Origin of the sequence: Nocardioides sp. (assembly GCF_035503875.1) — a bacterium.
Classification (GTDB): domain Bacteria; phylum Actinomycetota; class Actinomycetes; order Propionibacteriales; family Nocardioidaceae; genus Nocardioides.
Genome location: NZ_DATJTA010000074.1, coordinates 1 through 21,912, shown reverse-complemented (window position 1 = coordinate 21,912; position 21,912 = coordinate 1). Strand labels below are relative to the sequence as shown.

General features: G+C 70.3%; 20 protein-coding genes and 1 tRNA gene. 13 read left to right on the top strand and 8 right to left on the bottom strand.

All coding sequences use genetic code 11. The annotated features are described in order from the left end of the window. Positions 1-14: 14 nt before the first annotated feature. The gene (locus tag VMF51_RS17245; RefSeq protein WP_325475689.1) at positions 15-1,358 is read left to right on the top strand and encodes a phospholipase D-like domain-containing protein; all 1,344 of its coding nucleotides are present in this window, start codon (positions 15-17) and stop codon (positions 1,356-1,358) included. A gap of 67 nt (positions 1,359-1,425) precedes the next feature. Here VMF51_RS17245 and VMF51_RS17240 read toward each other — a convergent pair whose 3' ends face one another. Beyond that, the gene (locus tag VMF51_RS17240; protein WP_325475688.1) at positions 1,426-2,229 is read right to left on the bottom strand and encodes a hypothetical protein; all 804 of its coding nucleotides are present in this window, start codon (positions 2,227-2,229) and stop codon (positions 1,426-1,428) included. Between the two features lie 264 nt (positions 2,230-2,493). Continuing rightward, positions 2,494-2,579 (bottom strand) — tRNA-Leu (locus tag VMF51_RS17235). Between the two features lie 78 nt (positions 2,580-2,657). Between VMF51_RS17235 and VMF51_RS17230 the strand changes: the two genes are divergently transcribed. Then, the gene (locus VMF51_RS17230) at positions 2,658-3,986 is read left to right on the top strand and encodes a M20/M25/M40 family metallo-hydrolase (protein WP_325475687.1); all 1,329 of its coding nucleotides are present in this window, start codon (positions 2,658-2,660) and stop codon (positions 3,984-3,986) included. Positions 3,987-4,080: 94 nt separating this feature from the next. Here VMF51_RS17230 and VMF51_RS17225 read toward each other — a convergent pair whose 3' ends face one another. Both VMF51_RS17225 and VMF51_RS17220 read right to left on the bottom strand, forming a co-directional pair. After that, a complete protein-coding gene (locus tag VMF51_RS17225) occupies positions 4,081-4,299 on the bottom strand; it encodes a DUF5703 family protein (protein WP_325475686.1) in 219 nt (72 codons plus the stop codon). 9 nt (positions 4,300-4,308) lie between these two features. Next, on the bottom strand, positions 4,309-5,268 hold the full coding sequence (locus tag VMF51_RS17220) for an aldo/keto reductase (protein ID WP_325475685.1): 960 nt from the start codon (positions 5,266-5,268) through the stop codon (positions 4,309-4,311). A 74-nt stretch (positions 5,269-5,342) separates the two neighbouring features. Here VMF51_RS17220 and VMF51_RS17215 point away from each other — a divergent pair, with 74 nt between their 5' ends. Continuing rightward, the gene (locus tag VMF51_RS17215) at positions 5,343-6,167 is read left to right on the top strand and encodes an undecaprenyl-diphosphate phosphatase (RefSeq protein WP_325475684.1); all 825 of its coding nucleotides are present in this window, start codon (positions 5,343-5,345) and stop codon (positions 6,165-6,167) included. 12 nt (positions 6,168-6,179) lie between these two features. Here the strand turns inward: VMF51_RS17215 and corA are convergent, their stop codons facing one another. Further along, complete coding sequence (gene corA / locus VMF51_RS17210) at positions 6,180-7,160, bottom strand: magnesium/cobalt transporter CorA (protein WP_325475683.1); 981 nt, start codon at positions 7,158-7,160, stop codon at positions 6,180-6,182. Between the two features lie 43 nt (positions 7,161-7,203). On the opposite strand from corA, the gene VMF51_RS17205 reads away from it, so the two are divergent. From VMF51_RS17205 to mshC, 4 genes are read left to right on the top strand one after another with little or no spacing between them, the layout of a single operon-like run. Beyond that, a complete protein-coding gene (locus VMF51_RS17205; RefSeq protein ID WP_325475682.1) occupies positions 7,204-7,935 on the top strand; it encodes a histidine phosphatase family protein in 732 nt (243 codons plus the stop codon). Between the two features lie 10 nt (positions 7,936-7,945). Next, positions 7,946-8,521 (top strand): DUF3090 domain-containing protein, encoded by a 576-nt coding sequence (locus VMF51_RS17200; protein WP_325475681.1) that lies wholly within the window; start codon positions 7,946-7,948, stop codon positions 8,519-8,521. Further along, a complete protein-coding gene (locus VMF51_RS17195) occupies positions 8,518-9,300 on the top strand; it encodes an SCO1664 family protein (protein ID WP_325475680.1) in 783 nt (260 codons plus the stop codon). The genes VMF51_RS17200 and VMF51_RS17195 overlap by 4 nt, the downstream gene beginning before the upstream one ends. 23 nt (positions 9,301-9,323) lie before the next feature. Next, positions 9,324-10,562, top strand: a complete 1,239-nt coding sequence (gene mshC, locus VMF51_RS17190; protein ID WP_325475679.1) for a cysteine--1-D-myo-inosityl 2-amino-2-deoxy-alpha-D-glucopyranoside ligase — start codon at positions 9,324-9,326, stop codon at positions 10,560-10,562. 116 nt (positions 10,563-10,678) lie between these two features. On the opposite strand, the gene VMF51_RS17185 is transcribed toward mshC, so the two are convergent. Further along, entirely contained in the window at positions 10,679-11,527 is an 849-nt protein-coding gene (locus tag VMF51_RS17185; RefSeq protein ID WP_325475678.1) for a PAC2 family protein, read from the bottom strand. A 137-nt stretch (positions 11,528-11,664) separates the two neighbouring features. Here VMF51_RS17185 and metH point away from each other — a divergent pair, with 137 nt between their 5' ends. Genes metH through VMF51_RS17170 form a run of 3 tightly spaced genes read left to right on the top strand, consistent with a single transcriptional unit; the run spans position 11,665 to position 16,475 of the window. Next, positions 11,665-15,417 (top strand): methionine synthase, encoded by a 3,753-nt coding sequence (gene metH, locus VMF51_RS17180; RefSeq protein ID WP_325475677.1) that lies wholly within the window; start codon positions 11,665-11,667, stop codon positions 15,415-15,417. A gap of 28 nt (positions 15,418-15,445) precedes the next feature. Next, positions 15,446-16,162, top strand: coding sequence for an HAD family hydrolase (locus tag VMF51_RS17175; protein WP_414689482.1), 717 nt, complete (start codon positions 15,446-15,448; stop codon positions 16,160-16,162). 58 nt (positions 16,163-16,220) lie between these two features. Beyond that, positions 16,221-16,475, top strand: a complete 255-nt coding sequence (locus tag VMF51_RS17170; protein WP_325475676.1) for a hypothetical protein — start codon at positions 16,221-16,223, stop codon at positions 16,473-16,475. 6 nt (positions 16,476-16,481) lie between these two features. Here VMF51_RS17170 and VMF51_RS17165 read toward each other — a convergent pair whose 3' ends face one another. Further along, positions 16,482-17,366 carry a PD-(D/E)XK nuclease family protein gene (locus VMF51_RS17165; RefSeq protein WP_325475675.1) on the bottom strand — a complete coding sequence of 295 codons (885 nt, stop codon included), beginning with the start codon at positions 17,364-17,366 and terminating at the stop codon, positions 16,482-16,484. Between the two features lie 56 nt (positions 17,367-17,422). Between VMF51_RS17165 and VMF51_RS17160 the strand changes: the two genes are divergently transcribed. The 3 genes from VMF51_RS17160 to arc all read left to right on the top strand — a co-directional run bounded on the left by VMF51_RS17160 (position 17,423) and on the right by arc (position 21,485). After that, on the top strand, positions 17,423-18,553 hold the full coding sequence (locus VMF51_RS17160; RefSeq protein ID WP_325475674.1) for a site-2 protease family protein: 1,131 nt from the start codon (positions 17,423-17,425) through the stop codon (positions 18,551-18,553). A gap of 83 nt (positions 18,554-18,636) precedes the next feature. Next, a complete protein-coding gene (locus VMF51_RS17155) occupies positions 18,637-19,533 on the top strand; it encodes a tRNA (adenine-N1)-methyltransferase (protein WP_325475673.1) in 897 nt (298 codons plus the stop codon). Positions 19,534-19,724: 191 nt separating this feature from the next. Continuing rightward, positions 19,725-21,485 carry a proteasome ATPase gene (gene arc, locus VMF51_RS17150; RefSeq protein WP_325475672.1) on the top strand — a complete coding sequence of 587 codons (1,761 nt, stop codon included), beginning with the start codon at positions 19,725-19,727 and terminating at the stop codon, positions 21,483-21,485. A gap of 3 nt (positions 21,486-21,488) precedes the next feature. Here the strand turns inward: arc and VMF51_RS17145 are convergent. Further along, positions 21,489-21,912: hypothetical protein (locus VMF51_RS17145; RefSeq protein WP_325475671.1), on the bottom strand; the 424-nt coding region annotated here is incomplete at its 5' end.

The following is a 21,912-nucleotide window of genomic DNA, read 5'->3' as shown; positions in this document are numbered from 1 at the left end:
TTTACACTCCAACGGTGACGAGATGGCGAGACCGGACCCTGACGACGCTCGTGCTCGCACTGACGGCGACGGTGCTGTCCGTCGTACCTGCGGGCTCCGTGGGCGCCGCTCCGATCTCCGCTCCGGCCGCGACGCCCGCAGCGGCGAAGGTCTCGGCGCCGCTGGCGCCCCGCCGCCGGTGGAAGCCGCCGCGGGGGCCGGTCTTCAACGACCCCACGGGTGGTCCGAAGCGACGGGTCGCGATCGTGGCGCGGATCCGGGATGCCATCAAGCACACCCGGCGCGGCGACACGATCCGGATCTCGAGCTACTCGATGGATCGCAAGGACGTCGCCGACCTGCTGATCAAGGCGCACCGGCGTGGTGTGCACGTGCAGATGGTCTTCAACGACAACACCATCAGCAACACCCAGCGGCGCCTGCAGAAGGTCCTCGGCAAGCGCCGCGACCGGCCGAGCTTCCTGGTCTTCTGCCAGGGCTCGTGCCGCAACGGACCGGGCGGCAACCTGCACACCAAGATCTACTCGTTCAGCCGGAGCGGCGCCTCGAAGAACGTGATCATCTCGTCCTCGGCGAACCTGACGTATGGCGCCGCCTTCGCCCAGTGGAACGACGCCTACACCATCCGCGACGACCGCCGGCTCTTCCGCACCTGGGTCCGCGTCTTCCGCCAGCTCGTCCGCGACCGGAAGTCGACGCCGCGCTACATCGGCTACAGCTCGCCGGACCTCTCCGTGTCCTTCCAACGCGAGCTCGCCCGGGCCTCCGGCGGCGTCACCGAGGTGCGCGCGGCCCGCGCCGGCAGCGGCGATCCCGTTATCCAGCGGCTGTCCAAGATCGGCTGCCAGGCGCCCGCGGGCTTCGGGATCGACGGCCGCACCGTCGTGAAGATCATCGTCTACGCCTGGTACGGCGAGCGCGGCGAGAAGATCGCGCGCAAGGTGGCCGACCTCCAGCGCCGGGGTTGTCGGGTCAAGGTCATCGGCAGCGTCCTCGGCGAGTCGTCCGCCCGGGTGCTGCAGAACGCCGGCATCGCGGTCAAGGCGGCCGACTGGGACTTCGGGGACCGGATCTCGACCGGCAGCGAGGACAAGATCGTCTACGGCCCCCGCTGCTACTCCCACTACAAGTTCTTCACCGTCAGCGGCGCGTACGACGGCGCCGGCGTCCGCGCGGTATGGACCGGTTCGGAGAACTGGTCGCGCGTCTCCCTCGGCAACGACGAGGTGACCCTGCGGCTCAACGGCCGGGCCGTCTACCGGCGCTACACCGACCGCTTCGACGCCATGTGGAACGACCCCGACGCCACCCACCAGGTCGGTGTCGAGCCCACCCGGAGGCCCTGCGCGTACCGGTGATGCACCGTCGAGTGGGTCTCTCTGCCGCCGCACTGGTGACCGCGCCCCTGCTTCGTGCGGGGAGAGCTCACCCGACTCGATAGCGGCGCTTCGCCGACTGTCCGGAAGGCCCACGACGCACGAGGTGGAGGAGCCGACCGACGCGGGTGGTCGGAAGGTGGCGACCCCCGAGGTCACGGTCGCGGCCCCACCCGCCGCCTGCGTCGAGGCTGGCTCTCATCAGCGACTCGGCACCGTCGGGGTCCGCGTCCAGGAAGGGCGCTTCGAGGCAGCGACCGTCGTCGGCGGTCCGGAAGCCCGCGATGTCGAGGAACTCGTCGGGAAGCGGGGTCGTGACGCGTTGGACTCCGCTCGCGACGGCCGCCTGGGCGGCGAAGTAGGCGAGGTCGAGACGGACGCTGGCGGGCACCCCGGGCGAGGTTTCGAGTCGCAGAAGCGTGGCTTCGCCCGGTCCCGCCGTGGCGACGACGGCCTGGCCTACGTACGGGTGGCCCGTCGAGTTGTTCTCGTACGACACCAGCCAGGTAAGCAGCCTGCCGCTCGCGTGGAGCGATAGGGCCAACGACGGGTCCAGGCCGTCGCTGCGCAGGCCCGAGGCCAGGCCGGGGTCGCCCTCCTGGAGGTAGAACCTGCCGTCGGACGGCCAGCCACCCTCCGCACGAAGCTCGATGAAGTCGTCCACACGGCGTCGTCGTGCGTAGGCGCGGAAGCCGGTGTCCAGCATGACCGTCAGTCCCAGGCCGACGGAGTCCATCCACTCCTCGTCGCTCGTCACCTCGTCGTCGTCGTAGTAGTACTCGTGACCGGTGTCGGTCAGGTCGATGGGGATCCCGTAGAGGTGCGGGTCGTACTCCCACCTGAAGAGCAACACGGCTTCGGTCTGGCCCTCGCGGACCCCGACGAACCAGCCCGCCGAGGAACCAGGCAGCGGTGATCCCGCCGGGAACATCCCCCGCAGCCCCTCTACGAGAGCACGCCGCCGATCAGGGTCCATGGTCGAAGTCTGCCAGCGGCGAGCCACCGCCCTCGATGTCGAGCAGCGGCGGGACCGGAGACCTCCCGGAGAAGCAGCTGAAGGGCGGCCCGTGGGCCGCCCTTCAGCGTGAAGTCCGGGGAGTCGATTCCCCAGTTTCTGTGTCCGAGGGGGGACTTGAACCCCCACGCCCGATAAAGGGCACTAGCACCTCAAGCTAGCGCGTCTGCCAATTCCGCCACCCGGACGAGTGCGGAGAAAAGGTAGCAAACGGACTGCCGAAACGCCGCATCGGGGCGGTGTCCGCAGGGTGTCATGCTGGGGGCATGGCGAACACCCCCGTGAACGACGTTCCCGAGGCCTCGGCGGACCCCGCCGGCGAGGTGGTCGAGCTGTGCCGGGAACTCATCCGGATGGACACCTCGAACTACGGGGACGAGGACGGTCCGGGGGAGCGGAAGGCGGCCGAGTACGTCGCCACGCTGCTCGACGAGGTCGGGATCGAGTCGCGCCTCTACGAGTCGGAGCCGGGCCGGACGTCGCTCGTCGCCCGATGGGGCGGGCAGGAGGGTGACGGGCTGCTGCTGCACGGCCACCTGGACGTCGTACCCGCCGCCGCCGAGGACTGGCAGGTCCACCCGTTCAGCGGCGAGATCCAGGACGGCTACGTGTGGGGTCGCGGCGCGGTCGACATGAAGGACTTCGACGCGATGCTGCTCTCGGTCGTCCGGGCGCGGCAGCGCGCCGGCCGGGTGCCCGAGCGGCCGATCGTGCTCTGCTTCACCGCCGACGAGGAGGCGGGCGGGCACAAGGGCGCCCAGGTCATCGTCGACGACCACCCCGAGGAGCTCGAAGGCGTCACCGAGGCCGTGGGCGAGGTCGGCGGCTTCTCGACGACGGTCCGGGGCCGGCGGATGTACCTCGTCGAGGCGGCCGAGAAGGGGATGGCCTGGATGCGGCTCACCGCCCGCGGCCGGGCCGGCCACGGCTCGATGCGGAACCCCGACAACGCCGTGTCGCGCCTGACCGCCGCCGTCGCCCGGATCGGCGCCTACGAGTGGCCGGTGCGGCTGACGCCCACGATGGAGGTCCTGCTGGCCTCGGTGGGCGAGCTGGCCGGCGTCGAGGCCACCCCCGAGAACGCCCCGGCACTGATCGAGGAGTTCGGGGGAGCGGCCCGGATGCTCGGCGCCGCGATCAGCAACATCACCAGCCCCACCATGCTCAGCGCCGGCTACAAGGTGAACGTCATCCCGACGGAGGCCACCGCCCACGTCGACGGCCGCTTCCTCCCGGGCTTCGAGGACGAGTTCTTCGCGACCCTCGCCGAGCTGGTCGGCGAGGGCATCGAGATCGAGCACCTCTCGCACCAGCAGCCCTGGGAGACGCCGTACGACGGCGACCTGGTCGGTGCCATGCACCGTTCGATCCTCGCCGAGGACCCCGACGCGATCATCGCGCCGTACCTGATGAGCGCCGGCACCGACGCCAAGCACTTCCGCCGCCTCGGCATGCGCTCCTACGGCTTCGCCCCGCTCAAGCTCCCCGCCGACCTCGACTTCACGGCCCTCTTCCACGGCGTCGACGAGCGCGTCCCCGTCGACGCCCTGGAGTTCGGCGCCCGAGTGTTCGACCGGTTCCTGGACGACGTCTGACGTCTTGGCACCGTCGTTGAGGGGTGCCGTTTGGTCACCAACGGCATCTTTCGCGGGCCAGGACTGCCGTTGGTGACCAAACGGCAGTAAAGAGCTACGCCGTCCGAACCGCCCGGATGATCTTCCGCCGCAACACGACCCGCCGCGTGCCGTCGGGCCCGATCCGCACCCGGTCCAGCTCCCAGCCACCCACTTCGGCCCGCTCGACGAGCAGCTTGGTGACCACGCCTCGTGGGAACTCCCGCGAGAAGGTCACCTTGTCGAACTCCCACTCCACGCCGCGCCCGGGTGCGCGGCGGTGCGCCCGTGTCATCGTGGCGCCCTAGCTCGGGTCCGGCCGGCTCACGTCGTCGAGCGCGGCGACGATCTCGGCGGGCAGGGTCAGCTCCTCGACGGTGAGGGCGCCCTGCAGTTGTGCCGCGGTCCGGGCGCCGACGATCGGGGCGGTCACGCCCGGCCGGTCGCGGACCCACACGAGCGCGACCTCCAGCGGCGTCCAGCCGAGCCCCTCGGCCGCGCGGGCGACGGCCTCGACGATGCCGGCGGAGCGCTCGGTGAGGTGGGTCCCGACGAAGGACGAGAAGTGCTGCGAGGCGGCGCGCGAGTCCGACGGCGTACCGGTGCGGTACTTGCCCGTCAGCACTCCCCGGCCCAGCGGCGACCACGGCAGTACGCCGAGCCCTAGCGCGGCGCAGGCGGGGAGCACCTCGTGCTCGACGTACCGGCTGAGCAGCGAGTACTCCACCTGCGTCGATGCGAGCACCGCCCGCCCGGGGACCGCGCGCTGCCAGGTCGCGGCCTGGGCGGTCTGCCACCCGGAGTAGTTAGAGATCCCGACGTACGACGCCCGCCCCGACGTCACCGCGAGGTCGAGCGCGGTCAGCGTCTCCTCCAGGGGTACGTCGTCGGCCCAGATGTGCACCTGCCACAGGTCGACGTGGTCCACGCCGAGGCGGCGCAGGGAGGCGTCGAGGGTCGTCAGCAGGTGACCGCGGGAGACGTCGTACGACCGCCCGCCGCCGCGGGTGCCGGTGATGCCGGCCTTGGTCGCGACGACCACCTCGTCGCGGGCGACGACGTCGCCGATCAGCGTGCCGATCAGCTCCTCGGACGCGCCGTTGCCGTAGCCGGCCGCGGTGTCGAGCAGGGTGCCGCCTGCCTCGGCGAACGCGACCAGCTGGTCGCGGGCCTCGTGCTCGTCGGTGTCTCGTCCCCACGTCATCGTGCCGAGCCCGAGGCGTGACACCTTGAGGCCTGTGGCGCCCAGCGACCTGTGCTGCATGGCGACAAGGTAGTCGCCGACACCACACCAGGTGTCGTCGGCTCGCCCACCGAACCTCCGTAGGATCCCCTCTCGTGTGGGACTACCTCGAGGCGTTGGTCCTCGGCACCATCCAAGGCCTGACGGAGTTCCTCCCGATCTCCAGCAGCGCGCACCTGCGGATCTTCCCCGAGATGTTCGGGTGGGGGGACCCCGGCGCGGCGTTCACGGCCGTCATCCAGATCGGCACCGAGCTGGCGGTGCTCATCTACTTCCGGCACGACATCTGGCGCATCGGGTCGATGTGGCTGAAGTCGCTGTTCAAACCGGAGTACCGCGGCCACTTCGACGCCCGGATGGGCTGGTTCATCATCATCGGCTCGCTGCCGATCGTGCTCCTCGGCATCGCGTTGAAGGACGTGATCGAGGAGGACTTCCGCAGCCTGTGGATCATCGGCACCACGCTCATCGTGCTCGGCATCATCCTCGGCATCGCCGACAAAATCAGCCGCAGCAACAAGACGATCAAGAACATGAGCCTGCGCGACGCGATCCTGATGGGTCTCGCCCAGGCGTGCGCGCTGGTGCCCGGCGTGTCTCGCTCCGGCGCGACGATCTCGATGGGCCGCTTCCTCGGCTACGAGCGCGAGGCGGCCACCCGCTACGCGTTCCTGCTCGCCATCCCGGCCGTCGTTGGTGCCGGGCTCTTCGAGCTCAAGGAGATCCCGCACGGGGACAACACCTACGGCTGGGGTCCCACGATCGTCGCGACGCTCGTCTCCTTCGTCATCGGGTACGCCGCGATCGCGTGGCTGCTGCGCTATGTCTCGACGAAGTCGTACACGCCGTTCGTGATCTACCGGATCGGTCTGGGCGCGCTGACCCTCACGCTCGTGGCCACCGGCGTCCTGAACGCCTGAGCCGGCAGCGGGCTACAACCAGCCCGACTTCTTGAACCAGATCCACAGCCCGGCGGACACGGAGGCCATCAGCAGCAGGACGAGCGGATAGCCGAACGTCCAACCCAGCTCGGGCATGTGCTCGAAGTTCATGCCGTAGATCCCGGCGATCAGCGTCGGGACCACGACCAGCGCCGCACCGGCCGAGATCTTGCGCATGTCGTCGTTCTGCTGCACGGAGATGCGGGCCAGGTGGGCGTCGAAGGCCGAGGACAGCAGCGACTCGAGGTTCTCGCCGATCTCCTGTGCCTGGGTGACGTGGTCGAGGACGTCGCGGAAGAACGGCCGGGCGTCCTCGTGGATCACCGGCACCTCGCCCGACACGAGACGCCGCAGCGGATCGCGCAGCGGCTGGACCGCCCGCCGTACCTCCGCCAGCTCGCGCTTCAGCGTGTAGATCCGGGCCGAGTCCTGGGTGCGCTCGGGGGAGAAGACCGAGGTCTCGACCTCGTCGACGTCGGTCTCGAGCTCGCCCATCACGTCGAGGTAGCCGTCGACGACGGTGTCGCACGCGGCGTACATCACCGCGCCCGGACCGTGTGCGAGCAGGTGCGGCTCGGCTTCGAGGTGCGCTCGAGCGCTGTGCAGCTGCGAGCCCTCGCCGTGCCGGACCGTCACCACGAAGTCCGTCCCCAGGAAGATGTTGATCTCCCCGGTCTCGACCGCGTCCTCCTCGTCGACGTACCAGAGGGTCTTCAGGACGAGGAACAGGCTGTCGGCGTAACGCTCCAGCTTGGGCCGCTGATGAGCCTGTACGGCGTCCTCCACGGCCAGCGCGTGCAGCCCGAACGCCGCGGCCACCTCGTCGAGCTCCTCCCGGCTGGGCTGGAAGAGGCCGAGCCAGACGAAGTCGCCGGGGTTCTCGACCCCGGCGCGGAGGCGGCCGAAGTCGCCGGGAGCGCAGTGGAGGTCCACCCGGGCGCCGGCCTGGTACAGCGCGCTGTCGACGATCACGAAGCCACGCTAGCGCCGGGTGCGTCCCGCTACAGTCCGCGACATGGCAACGGTCATCCTCGTCCGGCACGGCAGGACCACGGCGAACGCCTCCGGGATGCTCGCCGGGCGCACGGCCGGCGTGCGACTCGACGAGACGGGCCGAGCCCAGGCGGACCGCACCGGCGTACGGCTCGCGGCCGTCCCGCTCACGGCCGTCGTCACCAGCCCGCTCGAACGCTGCCGCCAGACCGCCCGCGCGCTCCTCGCCCACCAGGCGGGGGAGCCGGCGACCCAGGTCGAGAGGGGCATCACCGAGTGCGACTACGGCGAGTGGCAGGGGCGGCCCCTGCGCGAGCTGGCCAAGGAGAAGCTCTGGCAGGTCGTCCAGTCGCAGCCCTCGGCCGCGACCTTCCCCGGTGGGGAGTCGATGACCCAGATGCAGGCCCGGTCGGTGTCGGCGGTACGCCGCCTCGACGCGGCGTTCGAGGCCGAGCACGGCCCCGGCGCGGTCTGGGTCGCCGTCAGCCACGGCGACATCATCAAGTCGGTGCTCGCGGACGCGCTCGGCATGCACCTCGACCTCTTCCAGCGCCTCAACGTCGACCCGGCGTCGGTCTCGATCGTCCGCTACACCGAGACCAGGCCCTACGTGCTCGCCACCAACACCCACGACGGGGATCTGGGCTGGCTGGCTCCGCCGAAGGGCGCCAAGCGCGGCCGGCGCCGGCGTACCTCCGACGCGGCGGTGGGCGGTGGGGCCGGCCCTGTTCCGGCCTCAGGGGCGCGGTCATAGGGTGAGTCACATGCCTCTCGTCCACGGCTTCGACCCGCCGGAGCGCTTCGTCACCGGCACGGTCGGTCCGCCCGGCTCCCGGACCTTCTTCCTGCAGGCGCGCAGCGGTGCCCGGCTGGTGAGCGTCGCCCTGGAGAAGCAGCAGGTCGCGGCCCTGGCCGAGCGGGTCGACGAGCTGCTCGACGACGTGATGTCCAGCGACGAGCTGGCGACGGTCATCCCGGCCGTGGCGCCGCTCGGGCTCGACGACACCGCTCCGCTGGAGCAGCCGATCGAGGAGGAGTTCCGCGCGGGCACGATGACCCTGTCGTGGGATCCCGCCGACGAGCGCGTCGTGATCGAGGTGTTCCCGTTCAGCGAGGCCGCGGTCGTGACCCCCGACCAGCTCGACGAGGAGATCATCGAGCCGGAGCCCGACGAGGTCCTCGTCGTGCGCCTCACCCCGGGCGCGGCCCGGGCCTTCGTCAAGCGCAGCGCGCAGGTGCTGGACGCCGGGCGTCCCAGCTGCCCGTTCTGCGGCAACCCCATCGACCCCGACGGGCACCTGTGCGTCCGGGCCAACGGCTTCCGCAGACGGGACCCGTGACGCAGCCGGCGACGGACCTGCTCGAGGGGGAGCTGGTCCTCACCGGGCGGATCATGCCCGCCTCCAACGCGACGTTCCTCGGCACCATCGCCGCCGAGGACGGCCCCCTCGAGGTCGTCTACAAGCCGGTCGCCGGCGAGCGACCGCTGTGGGACTTCCCCGACGGCGACCTGGCCGGGCGGGAGCGGGCGGCGTACCTCGTCTCCGAGGCGCTCGGCTGGGACGTCGTACCCCAGACCTGGCTGCGCGACGGCCCGCACGGCTGGGGCATGGTGCAGCGCTGGCAGGAGGTCGACGGCGGCCAGGACGCCGTGATCCTGGTGCCGGAGGGACAGGTGCCGCCCGGCTGGCGGCACGTCTTCGACGGGATCGACGGGCGGGACCTGCCGGTCTCGCTGGTGCACGAGGACAGCGTGCCGCTGCGCCGGATGGCGGTCTTCGACGTGGTCGTCAACAACGCCGACCGCAAGGGTGGGCACGTGCTGGCGATGGCCGGGGGACACCGGTACGGCGTCGACCACGGCATCGCCTTCCACGCCGAGCACAAGCTGCGGACCGTCCTGTGGGGCTGGCTGGGCGAGCCGCTCCTCGACGACGAGCTCGAGGCCGTGCGCGCGTTGGGGGAGTCCGTCCGGGGCGAGCTCGGCGACGCGTTGGCGCCGCTGCTGACCGACCGGGAGATCGACGCGTTCGCTCGCCGGTGCCGCCGACTGGCCGAGCACGGCGTGATGCCGGCGCCGCGCGGTGAGTACCCCGCCATCCCGTGGCCGCCGTTCTGACGGGCCTCCTCTAGAGTTCAGGCATGCGTGCCTGGCCCTCCCCGGAGATCCCTTCCCTGCCGGTGGCGGGTCCGCCCGTGTCGCTCCACGACACGGCGAGCGGTGGGCGGGTCACGACCCGTCCCGACGGCCCGGCGCGGCTCTACGTCTGCGGCATCACGCCGTACGACGCCACCCACCTCGGCCACGCCGCGACGTACCTCGGGTTCGACCTGCTCAACCGGGCCTGGCGCAACGCCGGCCACGAGGTCACCTACGTGCAGAACGTCACCGACGTCGACGACCCGCTGCTGGAGCGCGCGACCAAGGTCAAGGTGGACTGGGTCGAGCTGGCCGAGCGCGAGACCGAGCTGTTCCGCCAGGACATGACGGCGCTGCGGGTGCTGCCGCCCGCTCACTACGTCGGCGCCGTGGAGTCGATCCCGCTGGCCGTCGAGCTCATCGAGCGGCTCCAGGCCGCCGGCGCGGTCTACCGGGTCGACCAGGACCTCTACATGTCGGTGACCGCCGACCCCGCCTTCGGCGCCGAGTCGGGCCTGGACCGCGAGGAGATGCTCCGGATCTTCCCCGAGCGCGGCGGCGACCCGGAGACCCCGGGGAAGAAGGACCCGCTCGACTGCGTGCTGTGGCGTGGCGCCCGGGAGGGTGAGCCGTCCTGGCCCAGCCCGTTCGGTCCCGGCCGACCCGGCTGGCACATCGAGTGCGCGGCCATCGCGATGCACCACCTCGGCGGCAACTTCGACGTCCAGGGCGGCGGCAGCGACCTGGTCTTCCCGCACCACGAGATGTGCGCCGGCCACGCCCAGGTGGCCGTGCCCGGCACGCCCTTCGCGCAGGTCTACGCCCACGCAGGGATGGTCGCGTACGACGGCGAGAAGATGTCGAAGTCGCGGGGCAACCTGGTCTTCGTCTCCGCGCTCCGCAACAGCGACGTGGACCCGATGGCCATCCGGCTCGCGCTCCTGCGGCACCACTACCGCTCCGACTGGGAGTGGACCGACGCCGAGCTCTGGGACGCCGTCGACGCCCTCGCCGACTGGCGCCGCGCCCTCGCCCTCGGCGCCGGCGCAGCCTCGGCCCCGGTGGTCACCGAGGTGCTTGCCGCCCTCGCCGACGACCTCGACGCCCCCCGCGCCGTCGCCGCCGTGGACGCCTGGGTCAGCGCCACCCTCGGCACCGACGGTCTCGCCGACACCAGCGACCCCGACGCCGCCCTCGCCGTACACGCGGTCCTCGACGCAGCCCTGGGCCTCGCGCTCTGACCTTCGGGCTGCCCGCCTGAACGCGTTCAGAGTGGCTGCCGTTTGGTCACCAACGGCAGTTCTGGCGGCTCAGGGTTGCCGTTGGTGACCAAACGGCAACACCGACCGGTGAGGGATCAGCCCTCGTCCTGCCGCCGCTTCAGGTACCGCTCGAACTCCCGCGCGATCGCCTCACCCGACGCCTCGGGGAGGTCGGTGGTGTCGCGGGTCTCCTCCAGCGCACGCACGTAGTCGGCGACGTCCTCGTCCTCCTCGGCGAGCTCGTCGACGCCGCGCTCCCAGGCACGGGCGTCCTCGGGGAGGTCGCCGAGCGGGATGCTGACCTCGAGCAGGTCCTCCAGCTGGCCGATGAGCGCCAGTGTCGCCTTGGGGCACGGCGGCTGGGCGACGTAGTGGGGGACGGCCGCCCAGTACGACACCGCCGGGATGTCGAGACGCACGCAGGCGTCCTGGAAGACGCCGACGATGCCGGTCGGTCCCTCGTACGTCGACTGCTCCAGTTTCAGGCGGTCGACGAGCTCGACCTCGGTCGCGGTGCCGGTGACGGGGATCGGTCGGGTGTGCGGGGTGTCGGCGAGCAGGGCGCCGAGGGTGATGACGAGCTCGCCGCCGAGCTCGTCGCAGGCGGCGAGGAGCTCGGCGCAGAACTGGCGCCAGCGCATGTTCGGCTCGATCCCGCGCAGCAGGATGACGTCGCGGTCGAGGTCGGGCGGGCTGGCGATCGCGATCTGGGTGCTGGGCCAGGTGAGGCGGCGGTGCCCGTGCTCGTCGCTGCCCACGACGGGACGGTTGACCTGGAAGTCGTAGAAGTCCTCGGGATCGATGGCCCCGACGACGCGGGCGTTCCAGACCTTCATCAGGTGGTCGACCACGGACGAGGCCGCGTCCGCGGCGTCGTTCCAGCCCTCGAAGGCGGCGATCACCACGGGGTCGACCAGGTCCGGGGCTTCCTCGATCTCGATCACCCGTCCAGCCTAGTCACGGCCCGGGATTTCGCCCGGCTCCCGGGGAGGTGTCACGATCTGAGAAGACCGTCCACCACGTGGACATTGGTTCCTAGGGTGGAGAACAGCCGTTCGCACCCGGCCCGAGAGGAGTCACCGTGAGTGGTCAGAGTGACGACACCCGGTTCGAGGCCCGGCCGCGCCCCGACTGCACGCAGGCGCTGACCGAGACACTGCGCGAGCGGATCATGGTCCTCGACGGCGCGATGGGTACGGCGATCCAGCGGGACCGTCCCGACGAGGCCGGCTACCGCGGGGAGCGCTTCGCCGACTGGCCCAGCGACCTGCAGGGCAACAACGACCTGCTCACCCTGACGCAGCCCGACATCATCGCGGGCATCCACCGCGAGTACCTCGAGGCCGGCGCCGACATCATCGAGACCAACACGTTCAACGCGAACGCGGTCTCGCTCGCCGACTACGGCATGCAGGACCTCGCCTACGAGCTGAACTTCGCGGCCGCCCGCCTGGCGCGGGAGGTGGCCGACGAGGTCGCGACGCCGGAGAAGCCCCGGTACGTCGCCGGAGCGCTCGGCCCGACCACCCGGACCGCATCCATCTCACCGGACGTCAACGACCCCGGAGCCCGCAACGTCTCGTACGACGAGCTGGTGGCGGCGTACCTCGAGTCGACCGGCGGTCTGGTCGACGGCGGCTCCGACCTGATCATGATCGAGACGATCTTCGACACCCTGAACGCCAAGGCCGCGATCTTCGCGGTCGAGGCGCTCTTCGAGGAGCGTGGACGTCGCTGGCCGGTGATCATCTCCGGCACCATCACCGACGCCTCCGGCCGCACGCTGTCGGGCCAGGTGACCGAGGCGTTCTGGGCGTCCGTGCGCCACGTCGAGCCGCTCGCCGTCGGCCTCAACTGCGCGCTCGGGGCCAAGGAGATGCGCCCCTACATCGCCGAGATGGCGCGGGTCGCCGACTCGTTCGTGTCCTGCTACCCCAACGCCGGCTTGCCCAACGCCTTCGGCGAGTACGACGAGGCTCCCGACGAGACCGCGGCGGTGGTCGCGGAGTTCGCCGACGCCGGGTTCGTGAACCTGGTCGGCGGCTGCTGCGGCACGACGCCCGACCACATCGCCGCGATCGCGCGGGAGGTCGCGGGCAAGCAGCGCCGCGAGCCGTCGGTCGTCGTACCGGCTATGCGCCTGTCCGGGCTGGAGCCGTTCACGGTGACCGAGGACAGCCTCTTCGTGAACATCGGCGAGCGCACCAACATCACCGGCTCGGCCAAGTTCCGCAACCTGATCAAGGCCGGCGACTACGACACCGCGCTGTCGATCGCCGCCCAGCAGGTCGAGAACGGCGCGCAGGTCATCGACGTCAACATGGACGAGGGCATGATCGACGGCGTCGCGGCCATGGACCGCTTCACCAAGCTCATCGCCAGCGAACCCGACATCAGCCGCGTGCCGGTGATGGTCGACTCCTCCAAGTGGGAGGTGATCGAGGCCGGTCTGAAGAACGTCCAGGGCAAGGCCATCGTCAACTCCATCTCCATGAAGGAGGGGGAGGAGACGTTCCGCGAGCAGGCCCGCCTGGTCAAGAGGTACGGCGCGGCCGCGGTCGTGATGGCCTTCGACGAGGACGGCCAGGCCGACAACATCGAGCGTCGCAAGCAGATCTGCGAGCGCGCGTACCGGATCCTCGTCGACGAGGTCGGGTTCCCTGCCGAGGACATCATCTTCGACCCTAACGTCTTCGCGGTCGCGACCGGCATCGAGGAGCACGCGTCGTACGGCCTCGACTTCATCGAGGCGACCCGCTGGATCAAGGCCAACCTGCCCGGTGCCAAGGTCAGCGGCGGCATCTCCAACGTGAGCTTCTCCTTCCGGGGCAACAACCCGGTGCGCGAGGCCATCCACGCGGTGTTCCTCTTCCACGCCGTCGAGGCCGGTCTCGACATGGGCATCGTCAACGCGGGGGCGCTGGTGCCCTACAGCGAGGTGGAGCCCGAGCTGCGCGACCGGATCGAGGACGTCATCCTCAACCGGCGCCCGGACGCTGCCGAGCGACTGCTGGAGATCGCGGAGGCCCACAACAAGAAGGGCGCCGAGGTCGAGGCGGCCACCGAGGAGTGGCGCACGCTGCCCGTCGGGGAACGGATCACGCACGCGCTGGTCAAGGGCCTCGACGCCTACGTCGAGGGCGACACCGAGGAGCTCCGCCAGGAGATCGCGGCCCGCGGCGGCCGGCCGATCGAGGTCATCGAGGGTCCGCTGATGGACGGCATGGACGTCGTCGGCGACCTGTTCGGCGCGGGCAAGATGTTCCTCCCGCAGGTGGTGAAGTCCGCCCGGGTGATGAAGAAGGCCGTCGCCTACCTGATCCCCTTCATCGAGCAGGAGAAGGTGGCCAACCCCGCCCTCGCCACCCAGAAGGACACCAACGGCACCATCGTGATGGCGACCGTGAAGGGCGACGTCCACGACATCGGCAAGAACATCGTCGGTGTGGTGCTGCAGTGCAACAACTACGAGGTGATCGACCTCGGCGTGATGGTCCCCACGCAGAAGATCCTCGACACCGCCCAGGAGGTCGGCGCCGACATCATCGGCCTGTCCGGCCTGATCACCCCGTCGCTGGACGAGATGGTCACCATGGCCAGCGAGATGCAGCGCCTTGGGATGGAGATCCCGCTGTTGATCGGCGGTGCCACGACCTCGCGCGCCCACACCGCCGTCAAGGTCGACCCGAAGTACGACGGCCCGGTGGTCTGGGTGAAGGACGCCTCGCGCTCGGTGCCGACCGCCGCGGCGCTGCTTCACGAGACGCGTCGCGAGAAGCTGCTCACCGATCTGAAGGCCGACTACGACTCGCTGCGCACCCGGCACGCCGCCAAGAGCGACCGGCCGCAGCTGTCGTACGCCGACGCCGTCGCGAACGCCTCGCCGATCGACTGGTCGTCGTACACCCCGACCGCGCCGCGGGACCCGGGCGTGCACGTGCTCGACGGCTACGACATCGCCGAGCTACGCGAGTACATCGACTGGCAGCCGTTCTTCAACGCCTGGGAGATGAAGGGCAAGTTCCCCGACATCCTCAACAGCCCCACGTCGGGCGAGGCCGCGCGCAAGCTGTACGACGACGCCCAGGAGATGCTCGACCGGATCATCGCCGAGAAGTGGCTCACCGCCCGCGCGGTCTTCGGCTTCTTCCCGGCCGCGGGGGAGGGCGACGACACCGTGCTGTACACCGACGACGCGCGCACGACCGAGCTGACCCGTCTCCACCACCTGCGCCAGCAGGGCAAGCACCGCGCCGGCATCCCCAACCGCTCGCTCGGCGACTACGTCGCCCCCGCGTCGACCGGTCTCGCCGACCACGTCGGGGCGTTCGCCGTCACGGCCGGCATCGGGCTCCCGGAGCGGGTGCAAGCGTTCAAGGACGACCTCGACGACTACAACGCGATCCTCATCGAGTCGCTCGCCGACCGCCTCGCCGAGGCCTTCGCCGAGCGTCTGCACCAACGCGTGCGCACGGAGTTCTGGGGGCACGTCGGCTCGGAGGAGCTGTCCAACGAGGACCTGATCGCCGAGAAGTACGTCGGCATCCGCCCCGCCCCCGGCTACCCCGCCTGCCCCGACCACACCGAGAAGCGGACCCTGTGGGACCTGCTCGACGTCACGGCGGCGACCGGCATCGAGCTGACCGAGTCGATGGCGATGTGGCCCGGCGCCTCGGTGTCCGGCTGGTACTTCAGCCACCCCGAGTCGCAGTACTTCGTCGTCGGACGCCTCGGTCGCGACCAGGTGGCGTCGTACGCCGAGCGCAAGGGCTGGACGCTCGCCGAGGCCGAGAAGTGGCTCTCCCCGAACCTGGGCTACGACCCGGATGACTGAGCCGTCTGCTGCTGCCGAGGGGTGCCGTTTGGTCACCAACGGCACGGAATCCGCCCCCGGGAGTGCCGTTGGTGACCAAACGGCACCCCCGGGAGACCTGCCCGCCGCCGTCCTCTGGGACATGGACGGCACCCTGGTGGACACCGAGCCGTACTGGATCGATACCGAGCACGCGCTCGCCGACGAGTACGGCGGCACCTGGTCGACGGCGCACGCCATGAACCTGGTCGGCAATTCGTTGATCGACTCCGCTCGCTACATCAAGGAGCACATGGGGGTCCCGCTGCCGCCGGAGGAGATCGTCGATCGGCTGCTCGACGGAGTCGTGTCGCGCGTCGAGGACGAGGTGCCGTGGCGACCGGGGGCGCGGGAGCTGCTCCAGGCCCTGGCCGAGTCCGGGGTCCGGTGTGCCCTCGTGACGATGTCGTACGAGCGCTTCGTCGCGCCGATCCTGGCCCAGCTGCCGCCGGAGACGTTCCGCGTGATCGTCACCGGCGACCAGGTGGAGTTCGGCAAGCCGCATCCGGAGCCGTACCTCACCGCGGCAGCCGCGCTCGGCGTACGTCCCGAGGACTGTGTGGCGATCGAGGACTCCAACACCGGTGCGAAGTCGGCCGAGGCGGCGGGCTGCACCGTGCTGGTCGTGGAGAACCACGTACCGATCCTCGACGGCCCGCGCCGCGTCTTCCGTGACAGCCTGGAGGGACTCGCGCCGGCCGACCTCGGTGCAATGCGGATCCGGTGAACCCGGCAGGTCAGCGTTCCGGCCCCGGACTGCGCCCAAACCGGGCAGGATCGGCGGCATGAGCAGCTACGAGTCCGTACCCTCGACGCCCGCGGAACCCGCGTGCAGCGCCTGTGGAGCGGAGTCCCTGGAGCCCGGGTTCGTCGAGGACGCCGGAGAGTCGTCCCAGGGCTATGCGCGCTGGATCCCGGGTCCGTTGGAGCGGGGTCTCTTCGGAGGAGCGCGCCGGCTGGGCAAGCAGCGGTTCACGATCGAGGCGAACCGCTGCGCCCGGTGCGGATTCTTGATGCTCTTCGCCCGCTCGCCGGCCTGAGGTGACTCAGGGCGTCTCGGGCAGCGCCACATCGGCCGGAAGCTCTGGCGCGGGCAGCGGCGGGGGAGTGCCTCCGAACTCGGGGCAGATCGCCTGGTGGGCGCACCAGCCGCACAGCCTGCTGCGGTGCGGCAGCCATTCGCCGGTCTCCTCGGCGGTGCGGATGGCCCGCCAGATGGCCTCGACCTTCCGCTCGGTCGCCAGTAGGTCCTGCTCGTCGGGGACGTAGCTGATGATCTCCCCGTCGCCGAGATAGACCAGCCTCAGCATGGCCGGGACGACGCCTCGAGTGCGCCAGACGACGAGTGCGTAGAACCTCATCTGGAAGAGCGCCTTCGCCTCGAACCCCGGCGCCGGCGCCCGACCGGTCTTGTAGTCGACCAGGCGGATCGCTCCGTCGGGGGCGATGTCGACCCGGTCGACGAAGCCCCGCAGGAGCAGTTTCGAGTCCAGGAGGCTCTCGACGTACAGCTCGCGCTCCGCGGGCTCGAGCCGCTGGGGATCCTCCAGCGTGAAGTAGCGCTCGAGGACGGTCGCGCAGGACGCCAGCCACGCCGTCACGTCGGGTCCCTCGTCGCCGAGCATGTCCGCGACCTCGGGCTCCAGCTCGACGAGTCGCTCCCAGGCCGGCAGCACCATCTGGCCGGCCCGCTCCGGCGTGCGCTGCTCGGCCGGAAGGTCGAACAGGTCCTCGAGAACCTTGTGCACGACGGTGCCGCGGACCGCATCGGGCGAGGGGGGCTCGGGCAGCCGGTCGACCGTGCGGAACCGGTAGAGGAGCGGGCAGGTCAGGAAGTCGCCTGCCCGGCTCGGGGACAGCGCGCCCAGGACCTCGACACCGTCGACCGGGGTCGAGACCCGATCCGCGGGGGATTCCTGGTCCACGCTCACCTGCCGCACCCTAGGCGACGCCACGGACAGTCCGACCCGTCGGATAGCCTCGACGGGTGTCGGAGCAACAACCTCGCCCCCCGGGCACGTTCAAGGTCGGCACGATCGCGGGCAGCGACGTCCTGGTGAGCTCCTCGTGGTTCCTGGTCGCCGGCCTGATCGCCGTCGTCATGGCACCGCGTGTCGAGCAGGTCTCTCCGGGGTTGGGCGCCGGCAAGTACGTCGCCGGGTTCGCGTTCGCGGTCATCCTCTATCTCTCCGTGCTGCTCCACGAGGCGTCGCACGCCGTGGTCGCCCGACGGCTCGGCTTCCCGGTCAACTCGATCACGCTGCACTTCCTCGGCGGGATGACCTCCGTGGAGGGCGAGGCCAAGACGCCCCGCCAGGAGTTCTGGATCGCCGTCGTCGGACCCCTCACCTCGCTGGCGGTCGGGATCGCGGCTTTCGCGGCGCTGCTCACCGAACCCGAGGGCCTCATCCGCCTCGGACTGGAGGGGCTGGCCGGCGCGAACCTCCTGGTCGGCGTACTCAACCTGATTCCGGGCCTGCCGCTGGACGGCGGCCGGGTCCTGAAGGCCGCCGTGTGGGGCGCCAGCGGTGACCAGCATCGCGGCACCGTCGTCGCCGGCTGGGGCGGGCGTGTCACCGCCCTGGCCGCGCTGTCCTGGCCGCTGTTCCAGGAGCCGCTCCTCGGTGTCACGCCCGACCTGCTCGACTTCGCGCTCGCCCTGATCGTGGCCATGTTCCTCTGGTCCGGGTCGACCGCCGCCATCACCGGGGCCAAGGTCCGCCGGCGTCTTCCGGCGCTCGTGGCGCGCAACCTCGCCCGCCGTACCCTCGCGGTGCCCGCCGACCTCCCGCTCGCCGAGGCGGTACGCCGCGCGCAGGACGCGGAGGCCGGAGGGATCGTCACGGTCACGACGGCCGGACAGCCGGTGGGCGTGGTCAACGAGGCGGCGCTGCTCGCGACACCTGTCGAGCGGCGTCCGTGGGTGCCCGTCTCAGCTGTCGCCCGCTCGCTGGTCCCGGGCCTGCAGCTGCCCGTCGGGATCGGTGGCGAGGAGCTGGTGATGGCGATCAACCGCACGCCTGCGGCGGAGTACCTCCTCGTCGAGGAGGATGGCTCCGTGTACGGCGTACTCGCGACCGCCGACGTCGATCGGGCGTTCCGCGAGGCCGCCCACTAGGGTTCTCGGTCGTGTCCGAGAGTGCCGATCAGCCCGCCGACCGTCCCGTAGACCCCGACGTCGCACCCGAGGCGTGGTCGGGCGTGCACCGTGGCCCCCTCCGGGCCGGGGAGTGGGTGCGCCTGGTCGACCAGAAGGGCCGGCGACACAACTTCGAGCTCGTGCCGGGGAAGCGGTTCTTCTCCAGCCGTGGCCACCTCGAACACGACGACATGATCGGCCGGGACGAGGGCTTCACCCTCGTCTCCTCCGCCGGCGGTGAGTACCTCATCTTCCGCCCGCTCCTGTCCGAGTTCGTCGTCTCGATGCCCCGCGGTGCGGCCGTGGTGTACCCGAAGGACGCGGCGCAGATCGTCGCGATGGCCGACATCTTCCCCGGCGCGCACGTCGTCGAGGCCGGCGTCGGCTCGGGCGCCCTCACCTGCTCACTCCTGCGCGCCGTCGGACCCTCCGGTCGGGTGTCCTCGTACGAGCGTCGCGAGGAGTTCGCGGACGTCGCGCGACGCAACGTCACCCAGTTCTTCGGCGGTGACCACCCCGCCTGGCAGCTGACCCTCGGCGACCTCGCCGAGGCGCTCCCCGCCTCGGGTGAGCGGGTCGACCGCATCATCCTCGACATGCTCGCCCCCTGGGAGTGCCTGGATGCCGCCGCCGACGCGCTGCGCCCCGGCGGGATCGTGTGCGCGTACGTCGCCACCACCACCCAGCTCTCCCGCTTCGTGGAGACGGTCCGCCTCCACGGCGGCTTCACCGAGCCCCAGCCCTGGGAGTCGCTGGTGCGCGACTGGCACGTCGAGGGGCTCGCGGTGCGCCCGGGCCACAAGATGATCGGCCACACGGCGTTCCTGGTCACCGCCCGCCGGATGGCTCCCGGTCAGCGTCCGCCGCTGAAGAAGCGCCGCCCGGCTCCCGGCGCCTACGGCCCGGACTACACCGGCCCCCGCCCGCCCGGTGTTCCTGTTGAGGAGCCGGAAGCCTGAACGCCTTGCCGTTTGGTCACCAACGGCATCGCTGACGCCTCCGGTGTTGCCGTTGGTGACCAAACGGCAACACCGGCCGCAACCCGCGCGGCACCCGACCCGGTGCCAAATCGTGATCAACACCGTGGGCGGTGCCCTTCCGTTGTCCCCGCTCGCGGGTAGGGTCGCAGACACACAGGAGGTGCGCTGACATGACTGCAGACGGCCCGTACGGCACAGAGTCCAACTCCGGTGGCGCGAGCGCTGAGGAGCTCCTTCACCAGGTGCGTTTCCTGGAGTCCGAGGTCGGCGACCTCCGGCGCCGGCTCTCCGAGGGTCCGGGCGGCTCCCGCGCCCTCGAGTTGCGCCTGGCGGACGCCCAGCGGTCTCTCGCGGCGGTCACGAGCCAGAACGAGCGGCTCGCCCAGACGTTGCGCGAGGCGCGCGACCAGATCATGAAGCTGAAGGAGGAGGTCGACCGGCTGGCGCAGCCGCCGGCGGGCTTCGGCACCTTCCTCCAGCGCAATGACGACGACTCCGTCGACGTGTTCACCGGTGGCCGCAAGCTCCGGGTGAACGTCAGTCCCACCGTCGAGCTCGACTCGCTGCGGCGTGGCCAAGAGGTCATGCTCAACGAGGCGCTCAACGTGGTCGCCGCCCTCGCCTACGAGGAGGTCGGCGAGGTGGTGATGTTCAAGGAGCTGCTCGCTGACGGGGCTCGGGCGCTCGTCATCGCCAACGCTGACGAGGAGCGCGTCGTCCGTCTCGCCGAGCCGCTGCGCAACGACACCATCCGCGCGGGGGATTCCCTCCTCCTCGACTCGCGGGCCGGCTACGTCTACGAGAAGGTCCCGAAGTCGGAGGTCGAGGAGCTGGTCCTCGAAGAGGTCCCCGACATCGCCTACGAGTCCATCGGTGGACTGCGCGGCCAGATCGAGCAGATCCAGGACGCGGTCGAGCTCCCGTACCTCCACCCCGAGCTGTTCAAGGAGCACCAGCTGAAGCCGCCGAAGGGCGTGCTGCTCTACGGCCCTCCGGGTTGCGGCAAGACCCTGATCGCCAAGGCCGTCGCGAACAGTCTCGCCAAGAAGGTCGCGGCCAAGACCGGCCAGGAGGGGAAGTCGTACTTCCTCAACATCAAGGGTCCCGAGCTGCTCAACAAGTACGTCGGGGAGACCGAGCGCCACATCCGGCTGGTCTTCCAACGCGCGCGCGAGAAGGCCAGCAGCGGTACGCCGGTGATCGTGTTCTTCGACGAGATGGACTCGTTGTTCCGCACCCGTGGCTCGGGCGTCTCCTCGGACGTCGAGAACACCATCGTCCCGCAGCTGCTCAGCGAGATCGACGGCGTGGAGCTCCTGGAGAACGTCCTGGTGATCGGTGCCTCCAACCGCGAGGACATGATCGACCCCGCGATCCTGCGGCCCGGCCGCCTCGACGTAAAGATCAAGATCGAGCGCCCGGACGCCGAATCGGCGCAGGACATCTTCTCCAAGTACCTGACCGAGGGGCTGCCGGTGCACGCCGACGACCTCGCGGAGTTCGACGGCGACCGCTCGTTGTGCCTAAGGGCGATGATCGAGAAGGTCGTCGACCGGATGTACGCCGAGATCGACGACAACCGTTTCCTGGAAGTCACCTACGCCAACGGCGACAAAGAGGTCATGTACTTCAAGGACTTCAACTCCGGCGCGATGATTCAGAACGTCGTGGACCGCGCGAAGAAGAACGCGATCAAGTCGGTGCTGGAGTCGGGCCAGTCGGGTCTGCGGATCCAGCACCTGCTCGACTCGATCGTCGACGAGTTCGCCGAGAACGAGGACCTGCCCAACACCACCAACCCCGATGACTGGGCGCGGATTTCGGGCAAGAAGGGTGAGCGGATCGTCTACATTCGCACCCTGGTCACCGGCAAGTCGTCGAGCGCGTCGCGGGCCATCGACACCGAATCCAACCTGGGCCAATACCTGTAGGGCTCAGTCGGTTTCGGGGTCGAACTCGAGCGAGTAGCTGTTCGTCAGGTCGTCCTGCGTGACGTGGGCGGGGCGGGTCGTGGTGTCCACCCGCAGCGTCTCGTCGAGCACGCGCGGCTGGTAGGTCCACCCTTCGGGCAATTTCAGCCGGCCGGCGAGCCCGGGCAGGTCCGCTCGCGACAGGTTGGGGTCCGCGACCTGGCTGAAGGTCTGCATGACCCAGCGCCGTCCGTCGGGATCGATGAGTTCGTAGATCTCTTCCCCGGCGTTGAAGACGAACACCGTATGGCGGCTCACCTTGTTGACGCTGTAGGGGGCGGGGTTCATCGAGGAGAGTTCGACCGTGGCCTGCTTGATCATCTCGATCCCGCCGAAGGTCTTCGTCTCCTGCGGGCCCTGGGGCTGCTTTTCGATGGCGTTCATCAAC

Coding starts and splice junctions, on each gene's coding strand:
- VMF51_RS17225 (WP_325475686.1), bottom strand. CDS start 4,299: ATGACACGGGCGCACCGCCGCGCACCCGGGCGCGGCGTGGAGTGGGAG.
- VMF51_RS17220 (WP_325475685.1), bottom strand. CDS start 5,268: ATGCAGCACAGGTCGCTGGGCGCCACAGGCCTCAAGGTGTCACGCCTC.
- VMF51_RS17205 (WP_325475682.1), top strand. CDS start 7,204: ATGGCAACGGTCATCCTCGTCCGGCACGGCAGGACCACGGCGAACGCC.
- VMF51_RS17170 (WP_325475676.1), top strand. CDS start 16,221: ATGAGCAGCTACGAGTCCGTACCCTCGACGCCCGCGGAACCCGCGTGC.
- VMF51_RS17230 (WP_325475687.1), top strand. CDS start 2,658: ATGGCGAACACCCCCGTGAACGACGTTCCCGAGGCCTCGGCGGACCCC.
- arc (WP_325475672.1), top strand. CDS start 19,725: ATGACTGCAGACGGCCCGTACGGCACAGAGTCCAACTCCGGTGGCGCG.
- mshC (WP_325475679.1), top strand. CDS start 9,324: ATGCGTGCCTGGCCCTCCCCGGAGATCCCTTCCCTGCCGGTGGCGGGT.
- VMF51_RS17200 (WP_325475681.1), top strand. CDS start 7,946: ATGCCTCTCGTCCACGGCTTCGACCCGCCGGAGCGCTTCGTCACCGGC.